Annotated in this window: 13 protein-coding genes; 3 read left to right on the plus strand and 10 right to left on the minus strand. The window is 72.7% G+C overall.

Annotated features, from left to right (window positions below; all coding sequences use genetic code 11):
* Positions 1 to 19: 19 nt before the first annotated feature.
* The 9 genes from OHA86_RS10255 to mnmA all read right to left on the minus strand — a co-directional run bounded on the left by OHA86_RS10255 (position 20) and on the right by mnmA (position 11,170).
* On the minus strand, positions 20 to 253 hold the full coding sequence (locus OHA86_RS10255) for a hypothetical protein (RefSeq protein WP_329174335.1): 234 nt from the start codon (positions 251 to 253) through the stop codon (positions 20 to 22).
* Complete coding sequence (gatA, locus tag OHA86_RS10260; RefSeq protein WP_329174336.1) at positions 250 to 1,743, minus strand: Asp-tRNA(Asn)/Glu-tRNA(Gln) amidotransferase subunit GatA; 1,494 nt, start codon at positions 1,741 to 1,743, stop codon at positions 250 to 252. The genes OHA86_RS10255 and gatA overlap by 4 nt, the downstream gene beginning before the upstream one ends.
* A gap of 5 nt (positions 1,744 to 1,748) precedes the next feature.
* Positions 1,749 to 2,045: an Asp-tRNA(Asn)/Glu-tRNA(Gln) amidotransferase subunit GatC gene (gene gatC, locus OHA86_RS10265; protein ID WP_329174338.1), complete on the minus strand. Its 297-nt coding sequence runs from the start codon at positions 2,043 to 2,045 to the stop codon at positions 1,749 to 1,751.
* A 938-nt stretch (positions 2,046 to 2,983) separates the two neighbouring features.
* Positions 2,984 to 5,248: a putative bifunctional diguanylate cyclase/phosphodiesterase gene (locus tag OHA86_RS10270; protein ID WP_329174340.1), complete on the minus strand. Its 2,265-nt coding sequence runs from the start codon at positions 5,246 to 5,248 to the stop codon at positions 2,984 to 2,986.
* A gap of 221 nt (positions 5,249 to 5,469) precedes the next feature.
* Positions 5,470 to 7,707 (minus strand): NAD-dependent DNA ligase LigA, encoded by a 2,238-nt coding sequence (gene ligA, locus OHA86_RS10275; protein ID WP_329174341.1) that lies wholly within the window; start codon positions 7,705 to 7,707, stop codon positions 5,470 to 5,472.
* Positions 7,708 to 7,724: 17 nt separating this feature from the next.
* Complete coding sequence (locus OHA86_RS10280; RefSeq protein WP_329174342.1) at positions 7,725 to 8,741, minus strand: methionine synthase; 1,017 nt, start codon at positions 8,739 to 8,741, stop codon at positions 7,725 to 7,727.
* 49 nt (positions 8,742 to 8,790) lie between these two features.
* A complete protein-coding gene (locus OHA86_RS10285) occupies positions 8,791 to 9,489 on the minus strand; it encodes an SDR family oxidoreductase (protein ID WP_329174343.1) in 699 nt (232 codons plus the stop codon).
* On the minus strand, positions 9,486 to 10,016 hold the full coding sequence (locus OHA86_RS10290) for a TIGR00730 family Rossman fold protein (RefSeq protein WP_329174344.1): 531 nt from the start codon (positions 10,014 to 10,016) through the stop codon (positions 9,486 to 9,488). The genes OHA86_RS10285 and OHA86_RS10290 overlap by 4 nt, the downstream gene beginning before the upstream one ends.
* On the minus strand, positions 10,013 to 11,170 hold the full coding sequence (gene mnmA, locus OHA86_RS10295; protein ID WP_329174345.1) for a tRNA 2-thiouridine(34) synthase MnmA: 1,158 nt from the start codon (positions 11,168 to 11,170) through the stop codon (positions 10,013 to 10,015). Before mnmA ends, OHA86_RS10290 begins: the two co-directional genes overlap by 4 nt.
* A 164-nt stretch (positions 11,171 to 11,334) precedes the next feature.
* Here mnmA and OHA86_RS10300 point away from each other — a divergent pair, with 164 nt between their 5' ends.
* The 3 genes from OHA86_RS10300 to OHA86_RS10310 all read left to right on the plus strand — a co-directional run bounded on the left by OHA86_RS10300 (position 11,335) and on the right by OHA86_RS10310 (position 15,419).
* Positions 11,335 to 12,195, plus strand: coding sequence for a thioesterase family protein (locus tag OHA86_RS10300; protein WP_329174348.1), 861 nt, complete (start codon positions 11,335 to 11,337; stop codon positions 12,193 to 12,195).
* Positions 12,196 to 12,674: 479 nt separating this feature from the next.
* Positions 12,675 to 13,841, plus strand: a complete 1,167-nt coding sequence (locus OHA86_RS10305) for a cysteine desulfurase family protein (RefSeq protein ID WP_329174349.1) — start codon at positions 12,675 to 12,677, stop codon at positions 13,839 to 13,841.
* Positions 13,842 to 13,907: 66 nt separating this feature from the next.
* Positions 13,908 to 15,419: a DUF885 family protein gene (locus OHA86_RS10310; protein ID WP_329174350.1), complete on the plus strand. Its 1,512-nt coding sequence runs from the start codon at positions 13,908 to 13,910 to the stop codon at positions 15,417 to 15,419.
* A gap of 28 nt (positions 15,420 to 15,447) precedes the next feature.
* Here OHA86_RS10310 and OHA86_RS10315 read toward each other — a convergent pair whose 3' ends face one another.
* On the minus strand, positions 15,448 to 16,260 hold the full coding sequence (locus OHA86_RS10315; RefSeq protein ID WP_329174351.1) for an enhanced serine sensitivity protein SseB C-terminal domain-containing protein: 813 nt from the start codon (positions 16,258 to 16,260) through the stop codon (positions 15,448 to 15,450).
* Positions 16,261 to 16,289: the final 29 nt, after the last annotated feature.

A 16,289-nucleotide genomic window follows, 5' to 3' on the forward strand; every position in this document is an offset into this window, starting at 1 on the left:
CGTTCTTCCTCCTGCCCTGTCAGTCCGTCAGGACGTCGTCGTGCTGGCGCAGCTCGCGGACCAGCAGAGCCACTCCGGTGGCCACCGCGGCCACCCGGATCAGACCGTCGATCAACTGCAGGGTGTCGTTCTCGCCGCGCGCGGTGCGCACCTTCTTGACGTTGGTGAACGCGGCGAACAGCGTGCTGCCGATCGCCAGGTACGTACCGGCCTTGCTCTTCTTCTTGCCCTTGTCCATGTCCTTGGTGCTCATAGCTGGGGTGCCTCCTCGAGCAGCGGGTGGCCCCACTTCTTCACGAAGGCGGCCTCGACGGCGGCGCCGACCCGGTAGAGCCGGTCGTCCTTGAGTGCGGGTGCGATGATCTGCAGTCCCACCGGTAGACCGTCCTCCGGCGCCAGGCCGCAGGGCAGCGACATCGCCGCGTTGCCCGCCAGGTTGACCGGGATGGTGCACAGGTCGACCAGATACATCGCCAGCGGGTCGTCCACCCGCTCGCCGAGCGGGAAGGCGGTGGTCGGGGTGGTCGGCGAGACCAGCACGTCGACCGTCTCGAAAGCCCGGGCGAAATCCCGGGTGATCAGGGTGCGGACCTTCTGCGCCGAGCCGTAGTAGGCGTCGTAGTAGCCCGAGCTGAGGGCGTACGTGCCGAGGATGATCCGGCGCTTGACCTCGGCGCCGAAACCGGCCTCGCGGGTCAGCGAGGTGACCTCCTCGGCGGACTTCGTCCCGTCGTCGCCGACCCGCATGCCGTAGCGCATCGCGTCGAAGCGGGCCAGGTTGCTCGAACACTCCGAGGGTGCGATCAGGTAGTACGCGGCCAGCGCGTACACGAAGGACGGGCAGGAGATCTCCACGATCTCCGCGCCCAGCTCGCGCAGCAGCTCGACGGACTCCTCGAAGCGCTGGACCACACCGGCCTGGTAGCCGTCGCCGCCCAGCTCCGTGATCACGCCGATCCGCATCCCGCGCACGTCGCCGCTGCGGGCCGCCTCGACCACCGGCGGGACCGGGCCGTCGATCGAGGTGGAGTCCAGCGGGTCGTGACCGCCGATCACCTCGTGCAGCAGCGCCGCGTCCAGCACCGTACGGGCGCAGGGGCCGCCCTGGTCGAGCGACGAGGAGAAGGCGACCATGCCGTAGCGGGACACCCCGCCGTAGGTCGGCTTCACCCCGACCGTGCCCGTGACCGCGGCTGGCTGCCGGATCGAACCGCCGGTGTCCGTCCCCAGCGCCAGCGGCGCCTGGTACGACGCGAGCGCCGCGGCGCTGCCGCCGCCGGAGCCGCCAGGGATACGCGTCAGGTCCCACGGGTTGCCCGTCGGCCCGTACGCGCTGTTCTCGGTGGACGACCCCATGGCGAACTCGTCCATGTTGGTCTTGCCCAGGATCACCACGTCGGCGGCCTTGAGCCGCTTGGTCACCGTCGAGTCGTACGGCGGGATCCAGCCCTCCAGGATCTTCGAACCGACCGTGGTGGGAACGCCCTCGGTGGTGAAGATGTCCTTCATCGCCAGTGGTACGCCGGCCAGCGGGCCCAGCACTTCGCCCGCGGCGCGCTTGGCGTCCACCGCACGGGCCTGCGCGAGGGCTCCCTCGCGGTCCACGTGCAGGTAGGCGTGCACCTTCTCGTCCACGGCCTCGATCCGGGCGAGGTGCGCCTCGGTGACCTCGACCGCGGTCAGCTCGCCCGAGGCGATCTTCTCCGCCGTCTGCGCGGCGGTCAGCCTGATGATGTCCGTCATCGTGATCAGTCCTCCCCCAGGATCTGCGGCACCTTGAAGCGCTGCTGCTCCTGCGCGGGCGCCCCCGACAGCGCCTGCTGCGGGGTCAGCGACGGGCGGACGGTGTCCTGCCGCATCACATTGGTCAGCGGGAGCGGGTGCGAGGTCGGCGGTACGTCCTCGGCGGCCACCTCGGAGACGCGGGCGACCGCGCCGATGATGTCGTCGAGCTGTCCGGCGAAGTGGTCGAGCTCTTCACCGGACAGTTCCAGACGTGCCAGCCGGCCGAGGTGAGCGACCTCCTCGCGCGTGATGCCAGGCATGCGTTGCGATCCTCTGCGGGGTGAGATGACGGTGTGGGCCCCAATCCTATGGGCCCCTCCCCCCGGACCGCGAAACCCTTCCCCTCCGGGGCGGTCAGCGTTCTGCGCCAGACGGTGCCCCTCCCCAGGGCACGGGGGTTGTGCGGCACCCCTCCGCCAGGGGGCGCCCGTCCCCGGGCACGGGGGTTGTGCGGTTCCCCTTCCGCAAGGGGGCGCCCTACAGGGGCGCGGGGAACTGCGCGCCCAGCCACAACGCACCGTCGTGTGGCGACGACCGCCACCACCCCAGGGGCGCGAGGAACGGCGCGCTCAGCCCCCACCCGCGCGCGGGTCGTCACCGACCCAAAGGGTCTCCTCGGTCCGCTCCGGACCACCGGCCGGTGGTGGGTTGCTCGCGCAGTTCCCCGCGCCCCTGATGGGCACCCCCTGCCGAAGGGAACCGCACAACCCCCGCGCCCCGGAGAAGCGCACCCGCCGACACAGCGGACCCTCAAGCCCGCGCCAGCGAGGTGGGCACCCCCTGCCGAAGGGAACCGCACAACCCCCGCGCCCCGGAGAAGCGCACCCGCCGACACAGCGGACCCTCAGCCCCGCGCCAGCGAGGTGGGCACCCCCTGCCGAAGGGAACCGCACAACCCCCGCGCCCCGGAGAAGCGCACCCACCGACACAGCGGACCCTCAGACACCGCGCCAGCGAGGTGGGCACCCCCAGCCGAAGGGAACCGCACAACCCCCGCGCCCCGGAGAAGCGCACCCACCGACACAGCGGACCCTCAGACACCGCGCCAGCGAGGTGGGCACCCCCAGCCGAAGGGAACCGCACAACCCCCGCGCCCGGGGGAGGCGTACCGGCCGACGCAGCGGACCCTCAGCCCCGCGCAGCGGAGGCGTACCCGCCGACGCAGCGGTGACCTCTCGAACACGGCGCCGCGGAGCGGCTACGCGCGCTCGGCCGCGGAAACGGACGACGCCCCGTCCGGAACGGCCGGTACGACCGGAACCACGGACCCCGCCGGCAGGACCGGCACCGCCGGCAGCGCCGGCACCGCCTTCTGCCCGGCCGGCAAGGCCCCCCGCTCACCTCTGGCGAGCAGCCACTTCGTGGCTTCGTCCGGCGGCATCGCGGCAGCGACCAGCCACCCCTGCACGGCGTCGCAGTGCAGATCCCGCAGCCGCTCCCACGTCTCGTCGTCCTCGACGCCCTCGGCGACGACCGTCAGCCCGAGCGAATGCGCGAGGTCCACCGTGCAGCGCACGATCTCCGCGTCCTCGGTGTCGACGACGAGCCGGGCCACGAACGACCGGTCGATCTTGAGTTCGCTGACCGGCAGCCGCCGCAGGTGCACCAGCGACGAATACCCCGTACCGAAGTCGTCGAGCGACATCTTCACCCCGTGCCCGGTCAGCCCGTTGAGCGTGTCCGCGGCGCGCTGCGGGTCCTCCAGCAGGACGTGCTCGGTGATCTCCAGCTGGAGCGACCCCGGCGGCACCTGGTGCCTGGCCAGCCGGGCGGCGACGGTGCCGGCGAAACCGGGGCTGTGGACGTCGCGCGGCGAGACGTTGACGGCGACCGGCACGTCCAGGCCCATCCGGCGCCAGCGGGCGACCTGCGCCAGCGCGGTGTCCAGGACGTACTCGGTGAGCTGCGGCATCAGGCCGGACGTCTCGGCCATGGTGATGAATTCCTCCGGACTGACCCGCCCGCGCTCCGGGTGCTCCCAGCGGACCAGCGCCTCAAGTCCGGCCACGCGGCCGTCGAAGTGGACCTTGGGCTGGTAGTGCAGTTCGATGTCGCCGGCGTCGAGCGCCCTGCGCAGGTCGCCGAGCAGGCCGAGCCGGTCGGGGGTGTTGCCGTCGGTGGTGGCCTCGTAGACCTCGACGCCGCTGCGGTCCCGCTTGGCCTGGTACATCGCCACGTCGGCCCGCCGCAGCAGGCCTTCCGCGTCCAGGGCGTGGTCGGGGAAGACCGCGACGCCGGCGCTGGCCTCCAGCACCAGTGACAGCCCGTCGAGGCTGAGCGGCGACCCGAGCGCGGCGACCAGGGTCCTGGCGATCCGCTGGGCGCGGGTCGGCGAGTCGCAGCCGGGCAGCAGGACGGCGAATTCGTCGCCGCCGAGCCTGGCCGCCTCGGCGCCGCGCGGCAGCGCGAGCCGCAGCCGGTCGGCGACCTGGAGCAGCAGCCGGTCACCGGCGAGGTGCCCGAGGGTGTCGTTGACGGAACGGAATTTGTCCAGGTCGATCAGGATCAGCCCGACCCTGCCGCAGCCGGCCGGCGGGTGCGTGCCCTTGCCGCCGGTCGCGGCGAGGAAGCCGGGGTCCGCCCGCTCGTAGTCCTCCAGGGCGTCGTCCAGCGCGGTCCAGGCGCGCTCCAGCAGCCACTGGCGGTTGGGCAGCCCGGTGAGCGGGTCGCGCAGCTGCTCCTCGGCGCGGGCGTGCGCGATCCACAGCGTCGAGTCCAGCGCGATCAGCGGTACGGAGAACAGCGGCAGCAGCACCGGCATGTCGCAGCCGACGACCAGTATCAGCGGGGAGATGCCGAGCAGCGCGCCGCCGAACATGCCCTGCCTGATCAGCGCGGACCGGGCCACGGTGGGCAGGCCGCCGCCGCGGGGCGCGAAGGCGCACCACAGCAGGGCGCGGGTGGCGACCAGATAGGTCAGTGCGGCCAGGATGACGATCGGGACGGCGGACATCGCCCAGTCGTCGGGGTCCCAGGGGTGCTCGACGGTGGGGTGGGTGCCGCAGAGGGTCAGCATCAGGGCGCCTGCGCCGATGCCGAGGATGTCGATGGAGCCGTAGAGCGCGGCCTGCCGCCAGCGGTGTCTGCGGGCGGCGCCGACCAGGGTCACCACGGCCAGGCTGACCAGCACCGCGGCCACCCAGCCGTTGATCATCAGCATCGCCAGGGTGAGGGCGGCGCCGGAACCGGTGCCGCCCCACCAGCGGTCCCGGCCCATCGCCACCAGGTGGCCGACGATGATGCCGGTGAGGATCGCGAAGCCCCAGCCCGCGGTGCCGCCGGGGAAGAGCGCGTGGCCGCGGCCGAGCACCTGGATGACGCCGACCACCACGCAGACCGCGGCGGCCGGCGGCGCCCCGTGGCGCACCAGCGTCCTGGACAGCGACGGTGTCAGGGACGGGAGCTCGGCCACGGGCGCGCTGCGGAGCAGCGGTGCCGCTCCGGCACTCTCCGTCGGTCGCATGCCTGTCCCTCTCGCAGCCCGGTGTGGCAAGCAGGTCCACCACGCCCTGCGCGCGGTCGAGTTCCGCACGTACTGCCGGAACGTTCATCCCGGCGGGCGCGCGTCTCAACACTAGGCCGCCTCGCGGCATCCCGGGCACCGATCGAGCGTGGTTGCCCGAATGCGACCAGGCACATCGCCGTATTCTGATATAGGCCGATCGGGTGACATCCTCGGGCCATTCAGCCGGATTCACCGTCAGTTCCGGCGTCCGGCGGGGCCGCTGCCGCGGTGTCCGTTTCCACGGGATTCACCGTGTTTAGCCGGGCCGCGTCAGGGCCGTCCGCGAGCAGCACCGCGAAGCCGGCCTCGTCCAGAACAGGCACTTTCAGCTGCACGGCTTTGTCGAACTTGGATCCGGGGTTGTCGCCGACCACGACGAAGTCCGTTTTTTTGGACACCGCTCCGGTGACTTTCGCACCTTGGGTGCCCAGCGCCTCTTTTGCGCCATCCCGGGTATAGGTCGACAAAGTTCCGGTCACCACCACCGTCAGCCCTTCGAGTGGCCTCGGCCCCTCGTCCGAGCCCTCCTCGGTGAAGACCACCCCGGCGTCCCGCCACTTCCTGATGATCTCCTGGTGCCAGTCCTCGGCGAACCACTGCTTGACGGAGGCGGCGATGGTGCCGCCGACCCCGTCCACAGCCGCCAGCTCCTCCTCGGCCGCGTCCTTGATCCGGTCCAGATCGCGGAATTCGCGGGCCAGCGCGGCGGCGGCGACCGGGCCCACATGGCGGATGGACAGACCGGTGATGACCCTGGCCAGCGGGCGGTCCTTGGCCGCCGCGATGTTCTCCAGCATCGCCAGCGCGTTCTTCTTCGGCTCGCCCTTCTGGTTGGCGAAGAAGGTGACGACCTTCGGCTCGCCGGTCTCCGGGTCGCGCTTGGGCAGACCGGTGTCCTGGTCCAGGACGTACGAGCGGATCGGCAGCAGCTGCTCGATCGTCAGGCCGAACAGGTCGCCCTCGTCCTTGAGCGGCGGCTCGTGCGGGTCGAGCGGCTGGGTCAGCGCGGTGGCCGCGACATAGCCGAGCCCTTCGATGTCCAGGCTGCGGCGGCCAGCGAGATAGAAGATCCGCTCGCGCAACTGGGCAGGGCAGTAGCGGGCGTTGGGACACCGCAGATCGATGTCCCCCTCCTTCATGGGCTGCAGGGCGGTGCCGCAGTCCGGGCACTCCGCGGGCATCACGAACTCCCGCTCGGTGCCGTCCCGCAGGTCCACCACCGGGCCCAGGATCTCCGGGATGACGTCGCCCGCCTTGCGCAGCACGACGGTGTCGCCGATCAGGACGCCCTTCTTCTTGACCACGTCCTGGTTGTGCAGGGTCGCGAACTCCACCTCGGACCCGGCCACCGTCACCGGCTCCACCACCGCGTACGGCGTGACCCTCCCGGTGCGGCCGACCCCGACCCGGATCTCCACCAGCTTGGTGTTGACCTCCTCGGGGGCGTACTTCCAGGCGATGGCCCACCGCGGGGCGCGGGAGGTGGAGCCGAGCCGCCCCTGCAGCGGGATCTCGTCGACCTTGACGACCACTCCGTCGATCTCGTGCTCGACGTCGTGCCGGTGCTCGCCGTAGTAGCCGATGAAGTCCCTCACGGCGGCGAGCGAGTCGACCACCTTGTTGTGGCGGGCGGTGGGCAGGCCCCACTCGTGCAGCAGGCCGTACGCGTGCGACTGGCAGTCGATGTCGAAGCCCGTGCGGGCGCCGATGCCGTGCACCACCATCCGCAGCGGGCGGGACGCGGTGATCCGCGGGTCCTTCTGGCGCAGCGAACCGGCCGCCGCGTTGCGCGGGTTGGCGAACGGCTTCTCGCCGCTCTCGACCAGCCGCGCGTTCAGCTCCTCGAACTTCTCACCGGGGAAGTAGACCTCGCCGCGGATCTCCACCAGCTCCGGCACCCGGTCGCCGGCCAGCCGGTCGGGGATGTCGGCGATGGTGCGCACATTGGGCGTGATGTCCTCGCCGGTCCGCCCGTCGCCGCGGGTCGCCGCCCTGGTGAGCCGGCCGCGCTCGTAGGTGAGGTTGACCGCCAGGCCGTCCACCTTCAGCTCGCACAGGAAGTGGTACGGGCTGTGCGTGTTGTCCGGCGGGCCGAGTTCGGCCGCGACCCGGTCGGCCCAGGTCGCCAGCTCCTCGTCGGTGAAGGCGTTGTCCAGCGACAGCAGCCGTTCGCGGTGCTGCACGGAGGTGAACTCCGTCTCGTACGCGCCCGCGACCTTCTGGGTGGGCGAGTCCGGGGTGCGCAGGCCCGGGTGCCGCTCCTCGACACCCTCCAGGCTGCGCAGCAGCTTGTCGAACTCGGCGTCGCTGACGACCGGCGCGTCCTTGACGTAGTAACGGAAGCGGTGCTCCTCGACCTGCTCGGCAAGGCGTGCGTGCTCCGCCCGCGCCTCCGCGGGAATCTCCGTGTCCTCCACGACCCCGTCCTTCCTCACTACTCAGGGTTGTCGACGAGCGAGCGTGCCGCCTTCGCGCAATGCACGAGCGCGGCACGGGCATAGGCCGGTGAGGCCCCCGCCAGACCGCAGGACGGAGTCACGGCGACGGAGGATCCCAGAGCCCCCGGCGCCAGCCCCAACCTGCGCCACAACGCCCGAACACCACTCACGCTACCGGCAGGGTCTGACAACGGGGCGTCCTTGCCGGGCACGACACCGGCGAAGAGCGCGGTGCCCGCCTCCGCGGCCTCGCCGAACTCGTCCCAGTCACGCTCGGTGAGCAGGTCCGCGTCGAAGGAGACGCCGGCCACACCCGCCCGGCGCAGCAGCGCGAAGGGGATGTCCGGGGCGCAGGAGTGGACGGTGACGGGTACGCCCGCCGCCGTGATCAGCTCGCGCAGCGCCGACTCGATCACGGCCCGGTCGACCGCCCGGTAGGTGCGGTAGCCGCTGGCCGTCCTGATGTGCCCGCGCAGCACCGCCGTCAGGGACGGCTCGTCCAGTTGCAGGACGACGGTCGCGCCGGGGATCCGGCGGCGGACGTCGGCGAGGTGCGCGGTGAGCCCTTCGGCCAGCGATCCGGCCAGGTCGCGGCAGGCGCCGAGGTCCCGCAGCGCGGCCTCGCCGTGCCGGGTCTCCACGGACGCGGCCAGCGTCCAGGGGCCGACCGCCTGGATCTTGACCAGCCCCTCGTAGCCCTGGGTGAATTCCTCCAGGGCGTCCAGGTCCTCGCCCAGCCACGATCTGGCCCGCTTGGTGTCCCGGCCCGGCCGGTCGCCGAACCGCCAGCCGCTGGGCTCGACCCGGGCGTACATCTCGACCAGCAGCCCCAGGCTGCGGCCGATCATGTCGGCGCCGGGGCCGCGGGCGGGCAGCTCGGGCAGGAAGACCATGCCCTCGGACGCCTCGGTCGCGATGCGGGCCGCCTCTCGGGCGTCGCCGCCCGGCATCGAACCCACGCCGGTCGCGGTGGCCTCGGGGAGGTGCAGATCGTTGCTCACATCGTTGCTCACGCCGGAAGGGTAGCCTTCCGCGCCGCCCCGGCCCGCTTCGCCGCCGCCGCTACTGGCCCGGGCGGATCGTCAGGTCGGTGATCTCGGCGTCCGCGGGGAGGTCGAGGGCGGTGAGGACGGTGGTGGCGACCGACTCGGGGGCGATCCAGCGGGCCGGGTCGTAGGGCTTGCCCTCCTGCTGGTGGACCTTCTGCTGCATCGGGGTCGCGGTACGGCTCGGGTAGACCGACGTCACACGGACGCCGGCCGCGTGCTCCTCGGCGCGCAGGGCGTCGGCCAGCGCGCGCAGGCCGAACTTGCTCGCGCCGTACGCGCTCCACTCGGCGCTGACGCTCAGCCCGGAGGTGGAATTGACGAAGACGACATGGCCGCGGGACAGCCGGAGCTGGGGCAGCAGCAGACGGGTCAGCTCAGCCGGACCCATCAGGTTGACGGCCAGCGTCTCCTGCCAGATCTTCGGGGTGAGGTCGCCGACCACGCCCAGCTCGACGGTGCCGGCGATGTGCAGCAGCGAGTCGAGGCGGTCGGGTGGCGACTGGTGGCCCAGCGCCCAGGACAGCCGGGCGGGCTCCGCAAGGTCGCCGACCAGGGTACGGACGCCGGGGTGACGGGCCGCCAGCTCCCTGGCCCGCCCGGCGTCCCTGGCCAGCAGCCACAGTTCGTCGCCGCGCTCCAGCAGCCGCTGCGCGACGGCGCTGCCGATGCCGGAACCGGCGCCGGTGACCAGGTGGACGCGCGGGCCGCTCACATCTGCTCCTGGAGGTACGCGAGGGCGTCGGCGCCGTCCGTGGCGAAATACACCAGCTCGGACAGCGGCAGGGGCAGGAAGCCCTCCGCGTCCATCCTGCGCAGTTGCAGCTCGAGACCGTCGTAGAAACCGGCGCTGTTGAGCAGGACCACCGGTTTGGCGTGCAGCCGGTGCTTCTTCAGCTCCAGGATCTCGGTGGCCTCGTCCAGGGTGCCGGCGCCGCCGACCATCACCACGAGGGCGTCAGAGCGGCGCAGCAGCTCCGCCTTGCGCTGGGCGAGGTCCTCGGCGATCACCATTTCGTCGGCGTTCGCGCGCGCCTTGTCCTGGAGGAAGACCACCGAGACGCCGACCAGCCGCCCGCCGGCCTCCTGGACGCTGTCCGCGACGACCTTCATCAGGCCGGACTCCGAACCGCCCCACACGAGGGTATGGCCGCCCTCGCCGATCAGCCTGCCGAACTCCCGGGCCGGCACGGTGTACTGCTCGCCCAGGTCGGCGGCGGACAGGAAGACGCCGATGTTCATACGGTCACCGTGGGCTTCTCCTGGTGGCGGGCGGTGGCGCGGTCGGTGGTGGCGATGGTCGCGGAGCCGACGACGCGCGTGCCGTCGTAGAGCACCACGGCCTGTCCTGGCGCGATGCCGCGTACCGGGGCGCCGAAGCGTACCCGCAGCTCGCCGTCGACGACCTCCGCGGTCACCGGCACATCGTCGCCATGGGCGCGCAACTGGGCCGTGTACGCGGCCGGGCCGGTCGGCGGGGCGCCGCACCAGCGGGGGCGGATCGCGGTGAGCGCGGTCACGTCGAGCGCCTCCGCGGGGCCGACCGTGACCGTGTTGCTGACCGGCGAGATGTCCAGCACATAGCGGGGCTTGCCGTCGTCGGCGGGGATGCCGAGCCGCAGGCCCTTGCGCTGGCCGATGGTGAAGCCGTACGCACCCTCGTGGGTGCCGACCTGGGCGCCGCTCTCGTCCACGATCGCGCCCTGCGCACTGCCGAGGCTCTTGGCCAGGAAGCCCTGGGTGTCGCCGTCGGCGATGAAGCAGATGTCGTGGCTGTCGGGCTTCTTGGCCACCGCGAGGCCGCGGCGGGCGGCCTCGGCCCGGATCTCTTCCTTGGTGGTGAGGGTGTCGCCGAGCGGGAACATCGCGTGCGCCAACTGCCGCTCGTCGAGCACGCCGAGGACGTACGACTGGTCCTTGGCCGCGTCGCTCGCCCGGTGCAGTTCGCGGGAGCCGTCCTCCCGGGTGACGACCGCGGCATAGTGCCCGGTGCAGACCGCGTCGAAGCCCAGCGCCAGCGCCTTGTCGAGCAGGGCGGCGAACTTGATCTTCTCATTGCACCGCAGGCAGGGGTTGGGGGTGCGGCCCGCCGCGTATTCGGCGACGAAGTCGGCGACCACGTCCTCGCGGAAGCGCTCGGCGAGGTCCCACACGTAGAAGGGGATGCCGATAACGTCGGCCGCGCGGCGGGCGTCCCGGGAGTCCTCCACCGTGCAGCAGCCGCGGGCCCCGGTCCTGAAGCTCTGCGGATTCGCCGACAGCGCCAGATGGACCCCGGTCACGTCGTGCCCGGCCTCCGCGGCGCGGGCAGCGGCGACCGCGGAGTCGACGCCGCCGCTCATGGCGGCGAGCACGCGCAGCCGCTTGCGCTCGGTGGGGTGGGGAAAGTCGTTCACCTGTCCAGGGTAACGGCCCGGCCGCGGCGGGCCGCCCGGTTATCCACAGGGGTACGGGGCGGGCCCGGACCCGCGCGGAAGAGACAAGCGGGCGCTCAGCGTTGTCCTGCGGACGGCCCGGCAGGGCTGGACAACCGGCGGCTACCGATGGGTAACATCGACTCATGGCATATGCAGCGGCCCGTGCGGCCATCGGGGACAGCGAGTTCGACCGCGACACAGCGGTGGTGGCCAGGCCGGCGGAGTCCGGCACGTACGACACCGACCTGTCGGCGGGCTGGACGATCATCAAGGCCGTCAACGGCGGCTATCTGCTGGCCGTCGTCGGCCGCGCGCTGCGTGCCGCGCTGCCGCATCCCGATCCGATCACCATCACGGCGCACTATCTGACCGCGTCGGAACCGGGGCCCGCCGTGATCAGGACCGAGACCGTACGCGCCGGGCGCACCATGTCCACCGGGCAGGCGTCGCTCTGCCAGCGCGACGCCGAGGGGCGCGAGGTCGAGCGGATCCGGGTCCTCGCCGCGTACGGCGATCTCGCCGCGCTCCCGGACGATGTCCGCACCACCGCGCCGCCGCCGTCGATGCCGTCCTACGACGGCTGCGTCAGCTCGTCCGACGCGCCCGACGGCGGGCCGGTGACCGGCTCCACCGCGATCCTGGAACGGCTCGACCTGCGGCTCGACCCGGCCACCGCGGGATGGGCCGTCGGCGCGCCCTCCGGGACCGGCGACATGCGCGGGTGGCTCGGCCTCGCCGACGGGCGCGACCACGACGCGATGTCGCTGCTGCTGGCCGTGGACGCGTTGCCGCCCACGGCGTTCGACATGGGGCTGGCCGGCTGGGTGCCGACGCTCGAACTCACCGTGCATCTGCGGTGCCAGCCGGCTCCTGGGCCGGTCAGGGTGTCCCTGACCACCCGGAATCTGGCCGGCGGCCTGCTGGAGGAGGACGCGGAAGTCTGGGACGCCAAAGATCGTCTGGTGGCCCAGTCCCGCCAGCTGGCTCGCGCCCCGCGCCCCTGACCCCTCGTCCTGCCCCTCCGTGCCCGCCCCGGGACCTTCCCCCGGGGGGTTGTCGCGCGGTTCCTCGCGCCCCTCAGGGGTTGCCACTTGCGGTGGCGTCCCTGTCTTTTCCACCGTCGTGGTTGCGCGCGCAATTCCTCGCGCCCCTCGGTGGGTGCCGGTTGCCGTGGCGTCGCTGCTTTCCCCCGGTGGGGGCTGGGCGCGCAGTTCCCCGCGCCCCTGGGGGTGCCACTTGCGGTGGCGTTCACACTTGCGGTGCGCCTCGGCTGGGCGCGCAGTTCCTCGCGCCACTGCGGGGCTCGTCCTCTGCCGCAGGGGGCAACGCACCTGGGGCGCGGGGAACTGCGCGCGCGATCACGGTCGGGGGGAGGGCGGTGGGCCACCGCGAGTGGCACTCACCTGGGCGCGGGCGGCAGCCCCGGAGGAGGGTGCGGGCGGGGAGTCGGGCGGACCCCGGTGGAACGTAGAATCGGGAAATCATGGCCTACTTCGATCACGCCGCCACCACGCCCATGCTCCCGGAGGCGGTCGAGGCGATGACCTCCCACCTCACGGTGACGGGGAACGCGTCCGCACTGCACGCGGCGGGCCGGCGCGCCCGGCGGACCGTCGAGGAGTCGAGAGAGGCCCTCGCGGCGGCGCTGGGCGCGCGCCCGAGCGAGATCGTGTTCACCGGCGGCGGCACCGAATCGGACAACCTGGCCGTGAAGGGCCTGTTCTGGGCGCGCCGCGCGGCGGACCCGCGCCGGGTCCGCGTCCTGGCCAGCCCGGTGGAGCACCACGCCGTGCTGGACGCCGTCCACTGGCTGGCCGAGCACGAGGGCGCCGCCGTGGAGTGGCTGCCGGTGGACGCGTACGGCAGGGTGCAGCCCGACACTCTGCGTACGGCGCTGGCGGGCGGGGCCGAGGACGTGGCCCTGGTCACCGTCATGTGGGCGAACAACGAGGTCGGCACGATCCTCCCGGTCGCCGGCCTCGCGGCGGTCTGCGCCGAGTTCGGCGTACCGATGCACTCCGATGCGGTGCAGGCCTTCGGGCAGACCGATGTCGACTTCGCGGCCAGCGGCCTGGACGCCATGACGGTCACCGGGCACAAGGTCGGCGGCCCGTACGGCGTCGGCGCGCTCGTATTGCGCAGGGACGACACCCCGGTGCCGCTGCTGCACGGCGGCGAGCAGGAGCGCAGCAGGTCGGGCACCCTCGATGTGCCGGCGATCGCGGCCTTCGCCACGGCGGGCTCCCTCGCCGCGGAAAGGCGGGGGGAATACACCGCGTCGGTCGGCGCGCTGCGCGACGAGCTGGTGCGCGGCATCCGGGCCGCGGTGCCCGACGTCATTCTGAACGGCGACCCCTCCCCCGAGGGCCGGCTCGCCGCGAACGCGCACTTCACCTTCCCCGGCTGCGAGGGCGACGCCCTCCTGCTGCTGCTGGACGCGCAGGGCATCGCGTGCTCCACCGGGTCGGCATGCACCGCGGGTGTGGCGCAGCCCAGCCATGTACTGCTGGCGATGGGCCAGCCGGCCACCCACGCGCGGGCCACCCTGCGCTTCTCGCTCGGCCACACCACGACCGCGGACGAGGTCGCGGACGTCATCCGGGCGATCGGCCCGGCCGTCAGCCGCGCCAGGACCGCGGGCCAGACCTGACACGTCACACCGACTCACCTGCCGCCCCGGGCAGACGGACGGCGGGCACGGCGCTACGGTCGTGGGATGGATGATCGGCTTCGAGCGGTGTGCGACCTGATGATGCCCACCGTCCGCGAGATGGCCGGGCTGCACGAATACGACGGCCGTGTTCAGGACCTCTCCCCCGACGGGATACGCCGCGCCCTGGCCGCGGTCGACAGTGCGAAGCGCGCTTCCGGGCCGCTCGACGACCCGCACGACGAGGCGCACCTGGCGGTGTTCGAGGAGTCGCTGCGGACGCAGTACGGGGACCTCGAACTGCACAGGCGCGACCCGTACCCGCATCTGTCCAATCTCGAACTCGCCTGTTACGACCGGGAGTACGCGCCCCGCAAGGAGCGTGCCGCGGCCCGCCGCAAGCACCTGGCACGCTGGCCCGACGCGGTGGACGCCGCGCTGGCCTCACTCGACCGGGTGAGCGCCCCCGTGGCCGCGGCGCTGCTCGGCTCCGCGCACGGGCTGGCCGCCGACCTGGATCCTGACCAGGGCGCCCCGGAAGCCGAGGCGCTCGCCGCGCACGCCCGGCTGATCGCCCGTCTGGAGCACGCGGCCGTGAACGGCGACCCCGACCCGCGGCTCGGCGGCCGGGCGCTGGCCGCGCTGATGGGCGGGCAGGAGGGCCTGCGGGTGGACCTCACGGCACTGGCGGAGGCCGCGGACAAGGAACGTGTACGGCTCGGCCTGCTGCTCGCCGACTCCTGCCGGGCACTCGACAGGAACCGCATGCCCGACGAGCTGATCCCCGAACTGCTCGCCGACCACCCCGGCGCCGACGGCGTCATCCCGGCCGCGGCCCGGCTCACCGAGGAGGTCATCGCCTTCACCCGCGAGCGCCGCCTCGCCCCGTATCTGGACGGCGAGTGCCTGGTCGGGCCCGCGCCGCCGTCCCGCCGCTGGGCGATGGCGATGATGACCTGGGCGGGGCCGGGAGAGCCCGAATCGCCCTCCTGGTACCACGTGACCCCGCCGGAGCCCGATTGGCCCGCGCAGGAGCGGGAGGAGTGGCTGACGGTCTTCAGCCGTACGAGCCTGCCGTCGATCACCGTGCACGAGGTCGCCCCCGGCCACTTCGCCCACGGGCGCGCCCTGCGGCACGCGACCAGCCCGGTCCGGCGGACCCTGCACAGCCTGTCCTTCTGCGAGGGGTGGGCGCATTACGTGGAGGAGGTCTGCCTCGACGAGGGCTTCCGCGCCCGCGACCCGCGCTTCGCCATCGGCGTCGCCCTTGAGGCGCTGGTCCGGGTCACCCGGCTGACCTGTGCGATCGGCATGCACACCGGCGCCATGGATGTCGGCGAGGCGACCCGGCTGTTCATGCGGGACGCCCACCTCGCTCCCGCTGGGGCCGCCGCGGAGGCCAGGCGCGGCACCTTCGACGCGGGCTACGGGCGCTACACCTGGGGCAAGCTGGAGATCAGGCGGGTGCGCGCCCGTGCGGAGCGCTCCGCGTCCTTCACCCTTCCGGGCTTCCACGCCGACCTGCTGGCGCTGGGCGCCCCGCCGCTCGGCCTCCTGGACGCGGCCCTCCCCGCCTGACCGGATACGTACGGCGCCCCCGCAGGGGTCAGTACGTACGCGGCGGCGGCCCCCACGCGGGGGGCCCGGAGAAGGCCTCGCGGTCGAAGAAGGGCTGCGCATTGGCGCGGAGCCACAGCGCGACCGGGTCATAGGTGTCGGCCATGGCGACGGTGGAGACGGACAGCCCTTCCGGTACGCCGGCCACCGCCTGCTGCATCATCAGGCGGACCGATTCGACGGCCTGCGGCGAGGAGTCGTAGACCTCGACGCCGATCGCGAGGTAGGGCTCGCCCAGGGACGGCTGGACCCACGCCTGGCGCAGCGCACGTACCGCGTGGGTGCGGTGCGCGGCCTTGGCCAGCAGCGCGTAGAACTGCGGGATCTGCAGTGACGGCTCGCCGATCTGCAGCGGCCCGGCGGGCAGCAGGTCCAGCCCGCCCGCGACCCGGCGCAGGTCGGGCCAGGGGATGCCGACGCCGCCGCCATTGGCGTGCGGATTGAGCCACAGGCCGCAGTGGTCGGGGAAGAGGGTCAGGGCGATGTCCCGGCCCGAGACGATCTCGTGGTCCCGGTTCCAGCCGCTGGCGGCCAGTTCCCTGGGCGAGGTGCAGCACGGCGCATAGCGGTGGCCGCCGACCTCCATGGCCGCGTACTGCGCGTCGGGCGCCCCCGGTGTGCCCTGCCAGAGCAGCATCCAGACCTGGCCGTCGGCCAGCGACGCGAGCAGGTTCTCGTATGCGTCGAAGCGGCCGGGCGCCACCTGGAGCAGCATCTGCTCCACATGGCCGGCCGCCGCGCCGCCTTGCGCGCCCGCGATCACGTCGGACCGCCCCTTTCCCGTCGTTCGGTGTTCCGCCATCAAATCAGGTCGACTGTTCCGGGTGGAAC

Origin of the sequence: Streptomyces sp. NBC_01477 (assembly GCF_036227245.1) — a bacterium.
In the GTDB taxonomy this organism is placed as follows: Bacteria; Actinomycetota; Actinomycetes; order Streptomycetales; family Streptomycetaceae; genus Actinacidiphila.